This window comes from Archangium minus, assembly GCF_044360475.1.
Lineage (GTDB): Bacteria > Myxococcota > Myxococcia > Myxococcales > Myxococcaceae > Archangium > Archangium minus.
In genome coordinates, this window is record NZ_CP043494.1 from 11,256,360 (window position 1) to 11,268,304 (window position 11,945).

The window sequence follows — 11,945 nt, forward strand, 5'->3', positions numbered from 1 at the left end:
AATACGTTGCACGGCCGCTACACCAGCCAGGCGCACGGCCCTTGGATTTCTGCAACTGCCCGTCTCCCAGTTATCTATAGAGCTCCCCCTCCGTCCTATACGTCAGCGTTCGGCTGGAGTAATGACGTCGGAGGGCTGTCCCATCGGCGCAAGTCATGACGCGGTGTGAACCAGCAGAGCTCGAACAAGGGGGATGTTGATGGCTCAGCAGCGAGGGATGACGGAGCTCAAGCCTCGCCGTGAGGCGGGCCCACTCCGGACAATGAAGCAACTCACCGCGGAGCAACGCTCCGCTGGTGCTCAGGCCGCGGCACTCCTTCACGCCATGGCCAAGGCAAGCCCTCCACCGCGGCGCGTCCCTCCAGCGGCACGCCGGTTCCTTCCCGTCATTGATGAAGAGCGCTGGAATCAAGTCATCCTGCTCGACGGGAACCGCGGCTCGGGAAAGTCCGCGCTCCTGCTGACCCTGCTCGAGGGGTACTCGGAAACGCTGCAAAAGGGACGACCTCCCCCAGAGTTCGCGGACTGGTTCGATCCTTCGGACCGGATTGTCCCGGTGGGATTGGTGGACCTCCAGCCCCAGCCCTCGACCACGAACCTCCTGTTCCTCTTGATGGGGAACCTGGAGCGAGTGGTCCACACGCTCTGGCCACAACGAGAGCACGGCAAACCCGGGGCAATGCCGTGGCACGTCCCCGCGCCAGAGGAGCCCTGCTCGCTCCGACTCTGGCGCAACTTCGTTCGTGTCGCCGCGAGCAGCGAAGGCGGCAATGTGCAGGATCGCAAGAAGGAGCTGGATCCCGAGGCGTTCGCCCGCGAGCAGATGAACGAGGACATTCGGCGTCTCGATCTGCAGACGGTGTTCCGCGACTTCATGGATGCACTGGTGAAGGACTACCTCGAGCTCACCCACCAGTGCTCCGGCCCACTGCCGTTGTTCCTGCTCGCCATCGACGATGCCGACATGAACCCGCGGCTTTCCGCGCACCTGTTGGAGGTGCTCCGGAAGCTGTACCACCCGCGGCTCGCATTCCTCTTCACAGGCGACAGTTCGCTCTTCATCAAGATGCTGAAACTGGACCTGCTCCGGGATGCGCGACGGGGCATGGGGCCTCTGGCGGAGCCAGACGAGTCGGACCTTGAAACGCTCGCGCTAGAAATCTACGCGAAGGTGATTCCACAGGGCCACAGGTGCTCATTGCCCGCCCTGCGGGAGGAAGAGCGACTCTCCGCGATCCCGGAACTTGAGGAGCTTTTGACGCACACTCCAGTCCAGACGCGCAAGGGGTTGAGCCCAGCTCGGCTATCACTCCGAGATTATCTCGCCTATGGCTCGCAGATGGGGGGAGCACTGCCCGAGCGGCTCAGGTCCTTGTGGGACCTCTATGGAGAGCTCGCGTACGCTGTAGAGGAACTCAAGCAGAGAGAATTCGAAGAAGACCGGGCTGCTGTGGTCATAGAGACCTTGTGGAAGTCCGTACTGAGCTCCGGTCTAGTGGAACCCAGGATGGAGGACGCTCTACAGGGGGCGATCCACCGCAGGCAAATGCGACTATGGGTAGAAGCGGAGCTCGCCGCGACCCCAGTCCTCAGGAAGTGGGGCTCCTACTCTGCTGGCAATGGGTGGCAGCTGGTTATCGAAAGCCCAGAGCGGTTCCGCCTGACTCTGAGAGGGAAAGAGCTCGATTCGCGGACAACAGCAGCCCTCATGCTTGCGGTCAATTTCGCCGCGGATGATGTTCGTGGTGCATTCAGCGCCCGTTCACCTGCGGTCATGGATCCGCGCGTACATGTCTTTGCCCATGGCGTTGGTTTGCTGGACCAGGTAGGCCAGATCGTGGCGCCCTGGCCCACTCCGGATTGGGAATCGTTCGAGGATCTCTTCGAGCTGAAGGAACTCTGGGAATTCAGATTGAGGTTTGTGGCTGAAAGACCCACGAGATCCGATTATCTCGCACGCTGCTTCCTATCCTCTGTACTTAAGGTGGGGAAGCACCCTCGATTTGGACACCGCGCCAGCGCCAGGCCGGAGCTGGAGCCCGATGTAGCTCCAGAGACAGAGGCGGAAGAGCAGGACGACGTGCTCCTCGAATGGGAGGCATTGGCGGAAAACCTGGTAGCATTTGCCCGAGAAATTGATGAATCAGGACGAGCGTCTGCTTTGTCGGACTGGGCCCTCTCTCGGGCAGGCCTGCTGGCAGCACCCGAATCAGGGCTTCCGGCGGATGTCGCCAATACGTTCCTGCGGATTCTGCGCAAGGCATTTGGACATGACTGGGAACGGGCAAGAGCGAAGCTCCGGGAAATGCGTCGTGTACGTCTTCGATTGACCCAGGAGCAGGAAGACGGCGCCTCAACCAAGAACGCATGGCTCGAGCGAATCGACCAACAGTTCCCCGAGCATGAGTTCGGAGGCATGGTCGAAAATCGGGGTGTGCAACTCGCGCTGGGCAAAGTGCTGGATAATTTCCATGCAGCACTTGACAGAATCCGTATCCCCTGGCTGCGGTCTATCTTTATCAACGCAAGCTCTCCATCGCTGCGAAACTATCTCCTCACCCCTTATCGAGCGAAGTTGCTGGAGGAAGTCCCTTCTGACGTCCTGCTTCAGGCTACTCGACGCCTGATTCCTTTCCGGAACATCTCGGGAGAAGGAGCACCAGCATTGGTGGAACTCTGGCGCTTCGCGGTGAGTTGGAGTAACGCCGGGGAACGCATGCAGAAAGCAGTCCGGGAAGAAAAAGGATCGTTGGTGATAGATCCACTTCTCCTGAGAGCACTCACCAGAGGTGAGCGGATTCCCGTGAGGGAGTGGTTCCTCAAATCGAGCAAGGAACCCGTGCCGCTGTGGGCAGCCGAGGATCTCCGAACCACTCTGAGCGGCCTTCGCGTATGGACGTCGCCGCTCAAGGTGCACAACCTGAACCCACTGCTCGAACTGCTCCTCCGCATAGCATACGACTACAGCCAGGACCAACAGGGCCGGAACACACTGATGCCCATACCCAAGTCCAAGCATTGGCCGGGCACGAGATTCCGGTACGATCGCCATGGGTACTACCCGTGGACGATCCCAGCCTGGCCGACCCTAATGGAAATGGAACTGTTTGAGCCAGCCTGGAATGACATGGTGACGAACGTGCGGCGTACCAATCCTTCTGGCGCGCGCGGGGAAGGGGGAAAGTACGTGGACGCGATCGCCTACTGGTTGCTCCATTCCACTCAGATGCTCTCTATGAGGGAGCCACCCCAGGACGAGCTACAGATCGAGCCCAGGCAGTATGATTGGGAACAGGTGACCAAACCGTTCTTCAATCGGCGGGACCCACCCCACATATACCGGGACTCGCTCCTCGAATCTTTTCTCGCTCAGTTGCCCTTGATGGCTGCTCCCGAATGTGGGCTATCCCGAGTGGCTGTGGATGTGCTCCTGGCGCCTATCAGGGACGAGATTGCTAGGGAATCTCGTGCGAGGGACAGGTGGAATAATCTACGCGAGGAGAGACTGGAACTGGCAGGGGTTCCCAAGGCCGAGGTGAAGGGACTCCTACGCAAGCTAGATGATAAGCGAAAAGACCATCCGTGGGTCCTGTTGATGAAGAAGCCCCGACCACCTCGCCCCGGCAAGCGCAAGGTGGTCTCGAACAAGTAATCTGAAGCAGAATCCATCCAGGGGACCCCGCTCATGGCCCAGGTTCCGCACGGCAGATTGCTCGCCGAGGCCGAAGCATGGCCGATCAACTCGGCGCTCGCCTATAAGGAGCGCACCACCCAGTTGGTGCGCACAGATATGGCGGTGCTGAATCCGGCCACCGCGCGGCTCGCAGCAGGACTGGACGAGCACCTGCGCGTGCGCGCGAACGGGATGAGCCTGACCAACCTCGCGGTGCTCCGGGACAGCGCCTGGTTTCGGATGGCCGATGACGCGGTCACGGGTCCACGCACGGTGCCGCTGGCGCACTACCTGGTCCAACGTGTGACGCGGTATCTCGAGCGTGGCGGAATTCGCACCGTCCTCAACACCGACACCACTGAGCCAGGAAGGGACGCCGCCGAGCGAGCGGCCCACTGGCGCTGGCTTTCCTTCCGGCTGCCCTGTGATCTGCTCGTCTCGGCCTTGTATGCGACTGGCTCGGCGCTCCCACCCGGGGATCACGTTTCACTTGCGACGGAGCACCTCCGGCGGGTGCTCCAGGATCAGCCCGTAGCAGATAACCACCTGCACGTCGGAGCGGCCTTCAGCTTCCCGGTGCTCTGGAGCTCGTGGATGGTCTGGTTGGCCCGCAGTGGCCCCACACCGTCTGAACTTTCTGATGAGCACATCCCCTTCGGCGATGGCGAGTCCTTTCGAAGGAAGCTGCTTGCGGCCGCCATCTCCCGCCTCTTCCTCGCGTCATTCCTTCGCGCCCGAGAGATAGGCGCTCATACCAGTGACTTCGGCGCATTCTCGTATTCAGGGCTGCGACAGATGTGTGAGCGGCTCGACTGGCCGGAAGGCGAGAAGCTGGCGCTCCAGCTGTGCCACAGGGTGCTGGCGGATCTGGCGGGGACGGGTCCGGCACCTTCATTCACGGACGCGCAGCGGCTCTATTCACTGCTCTGCGGTGACGTCGGAAGGATAACGCTTCAGCAGTACGAGGACCTCTTCCGAGCTGATCCCCTCGGCAGTTGGCTTCAACCGCGCCAGGGCGGAGCGACCTGCGAAACGCTCTTCGCATCGCGTGCGCTCCGTTACCTCCTCCAGGACGGCGCCTCGGACGTGGGGTTCGCCGAGCTTTTCTGGCAGTACCAGCGCATCCGCTGCATGGCGCATACCTACCTCACCCAGGAGCCCGGAACCTCTGGCCTGGACTGGTTCCGGCGCTTCTACGACCGGCTCTCCGCGCTGCGCGGGCCGCTGGATGAACAGAAGTATGTGGCGGCCATGCAGCACCAGTCCGTGGACCTGAGGCTTGGAGCGCTGGAGGTTCGCACCGCTCCGCCCTCGCACTGGACAAGAATCCGCGACGAAGCGCGACTGCTTGCTCGAGCAGGGCGCCAGTGGCAGCCAGGTGCGGGGGGGGAGGCGAAGAGACCCGAGCTGGGCCTCGTGTTCCATCTCATCAAGAGGCGTCAGGCACGTGGAACGAACCGGCTGTACGCGGACCCCAGCCAGGACGATACCGGCTTTCGCTATGGCTCATGGGTAAGAGACCGCATGCTGGAGGTATCGGCACTCCAGCATGCGTTTGCATATCACCCGGAGTTGCTTCTCTTGATTCGGGGGATCGACGTCGCGAGTTCTGAGTTGGCGGTGCCCACCTGGGCCACGGTGAACCTGCTCGCGTCGGTTCGCCGCGCCTCCGTGGCGGCCTCGGAAGCCCTGCGTCAGGCCAGACCTTCTTGGAATGTCCCGCCCATGCGGTTGACCTGTCACGTAGGAGAGGAGTTCTCTCGGCTCGTCGAAGGTGTGCGCAGGGTGCACGAGCTCCATGAATCCGGCCTGCTCCGGAACGGTGACCGTATTGGCCACGGGTTGGCGCTGGGCATCGTCCCTAGACGCTGGGCGGACTCGAGCACCGTCGTCGTACAGACAGCCGAGGATCGCCTGGACGATCTGCTCTGGGAGCTGGATCGGTATGGGAGCGGGGATGTCCCTGCCCATCCGGGGAGGGTAGAACGAGTTCGTGCGGAAGCAGAGAAACTGGCGCGGCTCATATATGGAGAGCCCACACCGAGTTTGGCCGATTTGTCGTCCGCACGCCTTCGCCGGCATCAACCTGGTGAGCTCTCGCGGCTGGGATTCCCAGACCGCCTGGCACAAAGCCCAGGAAATGCTCCTGTGCTGTTTTCGTACCTCACGGATCACAACGTGTTCCGCCGGGGGCAGCAACCAGTGGAGGTCCGGGTGGATGATGCCGAGGTGCTCTTCCTCCAGGACGTGCAGCGCTGGCTCCGAAGCGAACTGGCCAGACTGGAAGTCACGGTAGAAACAAATCCATCCAGCAATCTCCTCATCGGAGATCTCCTCGGAGTGGAGGAACACCCCATACTCCAACTCGCGGAGCAGTGGTTGATGCCGAGCAGTACCGAGGAGGGTATCGCAGCAGAAGAGAACGACCATTCGGAGTTGCTGGTCTCCATCAATTCGGACGATCCGATTACCTTCGCCACACGACTCGCTGACGAATACACGTATCTCTATTTCGCGCTGCTACGACGTCGTGTTCCTTCTGCACGGGCACTCCGTTGGATGGACGAATTGCGCGCCCGCAGCATGCGCGCGCGTTTCACCGTAGAGGCGAGCTCGGATCCAGAGGCGCTCCGAAGCCTCCTGCCCTCCGATGAGTAGCACCCACGCGCCCTGCGGTTTCCGCATCTATTCCGTACCTGCCACTCAACGGCCCCGGCATTGCACAGCACGAGGGTCATGCGGAAATCTTCCCTCATGGTTACCCGTCGCCCTCCCGACTCCGGGTCCACCGAGCGCAACGCCCCGTCCGTCGAGGCGGCCTTCCAGGCGGCTCCAGAAGACCTGGCTCGGAAGGCTCTACGGCGCGGTCACGAGCACATCGTCGTAGGTCGCGATGCCGTTCGCGTAGAAGCCCACCTTCCCCGCAGTCAGGCTCGAGTCCGTTCCCTGGACGCGGAGCACTCCGTCCACGTAGCCCTGGATGGACGTGTCGCGAATCACCAGGGAGAGCGTGTGGAACGCTGACGTGCTCGCGGTGAACGGCACCGACTGGAGGGTCGTCGTGGAGCCAGAGACCTTTTTGTTCAGCACCACGTTCCCGTTGTGGAGGACGAAGAAGTAGAAGTTGTTGCTATTCCCGTACCGGGCGACGAGGCCATTGCGAACGCCCGTCGAGCCGACCTTCACCCGGGCCAAATAGGTGTAGTCGCTCCACGCGGGAGCGGTCACCGAGCACACGCGGACTCCTTCACGGTACACGGAATACCCCGTCACCCCGACGTTGTCCGAGCTCGCATTCCAGGACAGGTCGACCTCGGTGCTGGAGGCCGCCGTCGCGGTCAGCCCCGTTGGAGCCACTGGAGGCACCGTGTCCCCATTCCCGGCGCACGGCGCGGTCGGAGTGCCAACCGGATTGCCCTCCAGAAGCCGCAGCGAAGAGTCGAACGTATTGCCGCAGAACGTCCCCTGCGGCGCGCTGTGATCGTTGCGGATGAACGCGCCGGTCGCCTCGTGGAAGGTACTGCGGGTGACCGAGTTGCCGCCCTTGTCATAGCCGCCGGAGTCGGACTTGAGCTTGAGCGCGTAGCTCCTGCTGCCGGAGATGACATTGGCGTCCAGCACGTTGTTGTGACCACGCAGCTCGATGAGGCTTCCGGTGAACTCCAGCGGCTCGTCGTTGTAGCGGCAGTCGTTCCTCGCGAACGTGTTGCTGTGCGCGTTCTCCTTGACGTTGAAGCACTCCGACCCATACGTGTGAATCGTGTTGTCGTGGATGTTGTTGTACGAGCTGGAGTCATTGGCATACATCGTCGTCGCCCTTTCCATACATCCCGCACCACTGGATGACCGAGTCGGCGACCTCATTGCCAGTCGCTCTGTTTCGCATGCGGATGCACTCCCCGCCGGCGCCGTTGAGGAACATGTTGCGAATCACCACCCCGGTGATGTCGCGCGACGTGTCCGACGAGCCAATGTAGATGAGCCGACCGTCAGCGATGAGGCCCTGGTTCGCGTCCTTGAAGCTCCGCACGCTCGACAGGCTCGTGGGATAGGTCTTGTTAACGAGCTTCTCCTGCCCATCAATGGTGAACCCGTCCAGCAAGATGAATCGTCGTGCCCGCCGTCGCCTTGTCCAATGCGGCCTGGATCGTCTTCAGCGGAGCCGAGGAGGAGGTGCCTGCGTTGCTGTCCAAACCACTCGGGCTGACGTAGAGGTCCGCGGCCCTCGCGGCGGAAGGCAGGACCGCCAGCACGGCCAGAGCAGCGAGGAGATACGGCTCGAGTGGATACGAAGGGGTGAGGTCGGGCTCAAAGGAACTCCTCGAGCCGAGGGTGAACGAAAGGAAGGACCTTCCTGCATTCCTTTTTTTACAAACATGGCCCGTTTTACTCCAGACAAGGAGGTCGCCTACGATCTCCGCATGACTCTTTCAAATCCCCCACCCTCTACGCCCGCCGGTGCGCGCGCCATCGTGTATGGCGGCAGCATGGCCGGGTTGATGGCCGCGGGAGTGCTGTCCCGCCACTTCGAGCGCGTCACCCTGGTGGAGCGAGATCGCTTCCCGAACGGGCCCATGCCGCGCAAGGGCGTCCCCCAGGCGCAGCACGTCCATGGCTTGCTCACGCGGGGAATGGACATCCTCGCCGGCATCTTCCCGGGCATCCGGGAGGACCTGGAGTCCGCCGGAGCCGAGTTCCTCGACGTGGTCGAGACCACCGCCATGTTCGGGGCTGGCAGCTGGCGCCCTCGGTTTCACAGTGGCGTGAGCGCCGCCTCCGTGAGCCGGTTGGTGCTCGAGTGGGTGGTGCGCCAGCGTCTCCAAGCGCTCGCGAACGTGCGCATCCTCGATGGCCGGGAGGCGATGGGCTTGAAGACGAGCGGGGACCGGACACGCGTCACCGGGCTTCAGCTCCAGGTACCGGGCGGCGGGCAGGAGGAAACGCTCGAGGCCGAGCTGGTGGTGGACACCAGCGGCCGAGGCTCGCGCACGCCCCAGTGGCTGGAGGCGCTGGGTTACCCGCGCGTCGAGGAGACGCGCATCCACGTGGACGTGGGCTACGCCAGTCGCACCTACCGCAAACCGTCAGGCTTCGAGCCGGGGTGGCGGTCCCTGGCGCTCTCGCCCCAGCTGCCGAGGGAAAGGCGCATCGGCATCCTCCAGGACATCGAGGACAACCGCTGGCTGGTGCTGGTGGGAGGCTGGCTGGGCGACTCTCTCTCGACAGCGGACGACGCGGCGTTCCTCGAGTTCGCTCGCGGCCTGCCCCAACCACACCTGTACGAGGCCATCAAGAACGCCGAGCCGCTCGGGCCCATCCACCTCTACCGCTTCCCGCACAGCCAGCGCCGCCACTACGAGCGCATGTCCCGCTTCCCCGAGGGGCTGGCGGTGGTGGGGGATGCCTTCTGCTCGTTCAACCCCATCTACGGCCAGGGCATGAGCACGGGCGCGATGCAGGCCGAGGCGCTGGGCGAGTGCCTGCACCAGGGCGTGCGCGGGGCCTCCGAGCGCTACCGGCGGCGGGCGGGGGAGATCCTCGAGGGACCCTGGGCCCTCGCGACGACCGGCGACCTGGGCTTCCCCGAGGTCCAGGGCAAGCGCCCGCCGGGGTTCGGCCTGATGAGCTGGTACGGCAACCGGTTCCAGCAGCTCGCGGGCTACGACGAGGAGGCGATGAGAACCTTCGCGCGGGTGCAGCACATGATTGAGTCACCCACCGCCATGTTCTCCCCGCGCATGGTGTTCAAGGTGCTCACGGTCCGGCCGGACAAGGCCGCCCAGACGCCGGGGCCGCTACCGCTCGCGGTCCTCAGGGCACGGGCGACTGGATGATGTAATAAATCGACAGGAAGTACTTCCCCAAGGCGTTGAGCATCTGCACCAGGAAGGGCCAGCCGAAGGTGCCAAACCCCAGCAGGGCCGCGGTGATGATCGCGTACTCAACCGTGGCCTGGCCGCGACGGCGCAGCGCGAGCAGCCGGGACTTCATGTCACTCCTCCTTCCCGCCGCCCTGCCGGCAGTCCTTCGCACACTCCTGCGCCATGATGCCGCAGACCCGGGCGCACTCGGCATCCCCCACCTTCATGCGCTTCTTGCAGAGGGTGGTGCAGCCCTGCACGTCCGACTTGCACTCGGCCTCACAGGCCTGCGGTGACTGCACCTCCTCCTCACGAGGCTTCGACTGACGCTTGCCCTCAGCGAGCGCGAGGCCTCCCGCCAGGACGACGGCGCCCATCACCACCAGGGTCTTGCTCCACATCCGCTTCATCTCGTCCTCTTACAAAGGCTGATCCAACGTGACGTACAGCTTCACCCCAGCGCCCTGCTGTTGCACCAGGGCGGTGGCCCGGGAGTCCCCACGGCTCACCTGCAGGTGCGTCTCCCCGACGGACTCCTCCGACGCGGACTCCAGCCGCCACCCCTCCACCGCGAAGGACTCGCGGTAGAAGTCGCTCACGGCCTTCACCTGCCCCTCGGGAAGCTCCGCCATCACCGAGTACTGGATGCGACCCTCCCGACGGAAGGTGAGCACCACCGGCGCCTCGACCTCCGGCGGCATGGGCAGCCCGGCGGGGACCGCGTTGCCGCCCTCGAGGAAGGAGGCCACCTGCCCCGCGGAGACAAACACCGCCGTCTCTCCGCCCTGGGCCAGCACCGACACGGTGTGCACCCGCCTCGACCTGGGCTCCATGTAGGCCACGTAGCCCGCGTTGCTGTTGTAGAAGTGCTCCACGGTCGGCAGCCCCGCCTTCGCCAGCGCCTCGCGGTAGAAACCCACCACCTCCTGCGGCGAGTCAGGCGTCATGAACCAGGCCGCGGCCAGCTTCGAGCTTGGATCCAAGTAGTCCGCCGCCAGCGCCTGGGGCACCGCGTCCTTGTAGGGCGGCAGCCCGCTGGTGGCGCGCTGGATGATCTCCCGCTCCTCCTCCGAGGGCCCCTTGCGCCAATCCGGCGAGAGGGACTCCGCACGGCCCTCGGCCTCCATCAACTCCTCCAGGGCCTGCTCCTCCTCCAGCACATCCCCATGCACCCCCATCTCCCAACCAAAGCCGATGAGAGACCCCACCGTCATGATGGAGAAGGCCAGCAGGAAGGCCCGCAGCAGCGGTGAAGGGCTTTGCGACGTCAGCATTTGTCCTTCTGCGCGGTCTTGCAGCCCATGTAGTACTTGCCACGCTTGCCGTGGGTCTTCTCGTAGGGGTTGCTCGCCCAATCCTTCCAGGGGGTGGAGTAATACTTCGCGGAGTCCTCATCCTGCTCGATCTCCTGCTCGGGCGGGCTCGTGCCCACCTTTGTCAGGGAGACGTTGGGCTTGCTGGGGTTGTCCAGCGTGTCGCCCTCGACATCCGTGATCACCTTGGGGCTCAACAGCTTCGAGCTGGCCTGCGCGATGAAGGTCGTCACGAGCGGACTGAAGACCTTGTGACCCGTGTTGCCCGAGTAGACGTGATTCACCCGGTCGTACAGGTGTCCGCTCTTGGTCCCGGGCGCCACCTCCAGGGTCAACTTCTCCTCGCCCTCCCCCTCGGTCTTGTCGGGGGTCTCGTTGACGGCCCAGGAGTCCATGAGCACGGCAAAGTGCTGCTCGGCCAGGTAGTAGGCGGTGTCTACATCACCCTCCTGGGCGTTGTCGTGGATGCTGCTGCCGTTGTTGTTCCAGTTCTCCTTGGACAGCCCCTGATTGCCAGCGAACTCCTGGAGGAAGCTCTTGGGCAGCAGGTAGTTCTCCACCACCTCCCGCCCGTAGCACTCATAGAGGCCACCGGCCTTGGAGAACTCATTCATGTAGTTCTGGTAGAGGTTCGCCCCGAGCAGCCCCACCTGCGGCTTGACGGGATCACACGTCACCTGCTTGGCGCCATCGTTGAGCCAGCACACATGGCCGCTGAGCGCCTTGCCCTTGTGGTGGTCTTCCGAGTCGCAGTCGTTCACGTAGTCGGCGTTGCCGTCGTAGGAATCACCGCTGGACTCGTGGTCGCAGTACATCAGGCGGGCCTGATGCTGCGTCAGGGTCATCCCACCATTCGGCTCGCTCTTGGGTTTGTGACTCCCCAGTCCCCGGCTGCCCGGCTGCGTGTAGTTCTGCCCCGCGAAGTCCCAGGGCGTGCTCACCACGGCCTCCTGGAGATCGCCCGCGTAGCGAAGCAGATCATCCAAGAACAGGGCGTACATGAACGCGGGGATGATGATGAGCATGCTGATGGCCGCCTCCACCGAGGCGGCGCCGCGCTGTCTGGAATGGCGTGCGGTGCGCATGAGATGTCTTCCT

The 11,945-nt window shown here is 63.5% G+C and carries 9 protein-coding genes; 3 read left to right on the forward strand and 6 right to left on the reverse strand.

The genetic code is table 11. From position 1 onward, the window contains the following. The first annotated feature begins 217 nt into the window (after positions 1–217). The gene (locus tag F0U60_RS46045; RefSeq protein WP_395810024.1) at positions 218–3,652 is read left to right on the forward strand and encodes a hypothetical protein; all 3,435 of its coding nucleotides are present in this window, start codon (positions 218–220) and stop codon (positions 3,650–3,652) included. Positions 3,653–3,685: 33 nt separating this feature from the next. Continuing rightward, positions 3,686–6,331 carry a hypothetical protein gene (locus tag F0U60_RS46050; RefSeq protein ID WP_395810026.1) on the forward strand — a complete coding sequence of 882 codons (2,646 nt, stop codon included), beginning with the start codon at positions 3,686–3,688 and terminating at the stop codon, positions 6,329–6,331. 198 nt (positions 6,332–6,529) lie between these two features. On the opposite strand, the gene F0U60_RS46055 is transcribed toward F0U60_RS46050, so the two are convergent. Next, positions 6,530–7,498: a hypothetical protein gene (locus tag F0U60_RS46055; protein ID WP_395810028.1), complete on the reverse strand. Its 969-nt coding sequence runs from the start codon at positions 7,496–7,498 to the stop codon at positions 6,530–6,532. Beyond that, positions 7,467–7,775 (reverse strand): hypothetical protein, encoded by a 309-nt coding sequence (locus tag F0U60_RS46060; RefSeq protein WP_395810030.1) that lies wholly within the window; start codon positions 7,773–7,775, stop codon positions 7,467–7,469. The genes F0U60_RS46055 and F0U60_RS46060 overlap by 32 nt, the downstream gene beginning before the upstream one ends. A 319-nt stretch (positions 7,776–8,094) precedes the next feature. Between F0U60_RS46060 and F0U60_RS46065 the strand changes: the two genes are divergently transcribed. Further along, positions 8,095–9,507 (forward strand): FAD-dependent oxidoreductase, encoded by a 1,413-nt coding sequence (locus F0U60_RS46065; RefSeq protein ID WP_395810032.1) that lies wholly within the window; start codon positions 8,095–8,097, stop codon positions 9,505–9,507. On the opposite strand, the gene F0U60_RS46070 is transcribed toward F0U60_RS46065, so the two are convergent. From F0U60_RS46070 to F0U60_RS46085, 4 genes are read right to left on the reverse strand one after another with little or no spacing between them, the layout of a single operon-like run. Continuing rightward, positions 9,485–9,664, reverse strand: coding sequence for a hypothetical protein (locus F0U60_RS46070; RefSeq protein WP_395810034.1), 180 nt, complete (start codon positions 9,662–9,664; stop codon positions 9,485–9,487). The genes F0U60_RS46065 and F0U60_RS46070 overlap by 23 nt on opposite strands. Position 9,665: 1 nt before the next feature. Next, positions 9,666–9,944 (reverse strand): hypothetical protein, encoded by a 279-nt coding sequence (locus F0U60_RS46075; protein WP_395810036.1) that lies wholly within the window; start codon positions 9,942–9,944, stop codon positions 9,666–9,668. A 9-nt stretch (positions 9,945–9,953) separates the two neighbouring features. Continuing rightward, positions 9,954–10,808, reverse strand: a complete 855-nt coding sequence (locus tag F0U60_RS46080) for a hypothetical protein (RefSeq protein ID WP_395810038.1) — start codon at positions 10,806–10,808, stop codon at positions 9,954–9,956. Continuing rightward, on the reverse strand, positions 10,802–11,932 hold the full coding sequence (locus F0U60_RS46085; protein WP_395810039.1) for a hypothetical protein: 1,131 nt from the start codon (positions 11,930–11,932) through the stop codon (positions 10,802–10,804). The genes F0U60_RS46080 and F0U60_RS46085 overlap by 7 nt, the downstream gene beginning before the upstream one ends. Between the last annotated feature and the right edge of the window lie 13 nt (positions 11,933–11,945).

What these genes read in the sequence shown, in the direction of transcription:
- F0U60_RS46045 (WP_395810024.1), top strand. Translation starts at nt 218, where the DNA reads ATGACGGAGCTCAAGCCTCGCCGTGAGGCGGGCCCACTCCGGACAATG.
- F0U60_RS46050 (WP_395810026.1), top strand. Translation starts at nt 3,686, where the DNA reads ATGGCCCAGGTTCCGCACGGCAGATTGCTCGCCGAGGCCGAAGCATGG.
- F0U60_RS46085 (WP_395810039.1), bottom strand. Translation starts at nt 11,932, where the DNA reads ATGCGCACCGCACGCCATTCCAGACAGCGCGGCGCCGCCTCGGTGGAG.
- F0U60_RS46075 (WP_395810036.1), bottom strand. Translation starts at nt 9,944, where the DNA reads ATGAAGCGGATGTGGAGCAAGACCCTGGTGGTGATGGGCGCCGTCGTC.
- F0U60_RS46055 (WP_395810028.1), bottom strand. Translation starts at nt 7,498, where the DNA reads ATGGAAAGGGCGACGACGATGTATGCCAATGACTCCAGCTCGTACAAC.
- F0U60_RS46070 (WP_395810034.1), bottom strand. Translation starts at nt 9,664, where the DNA reads ATGAAGTCCCGGCTGCTCGCGCTGCGCCGTCGCGGCCAGGCCACGGTT.
- F0U60_RS46065 (WP_395810032.1), top strand. Translation starts at nt 8,095, where the DNA reads ATGACTCTTTCAAATCCCCCACCCTCTACGCCCGCCGGTGCGCGCGCC.
- F0U60_RS46080 (WP_395810038.1), bottom strand. Translation starts at nt 10,808, where the DNA reads ATGCTGACGTCGCAAAGCCCTTCACCGCTGCTGCGGGCCTTCCTGCTG.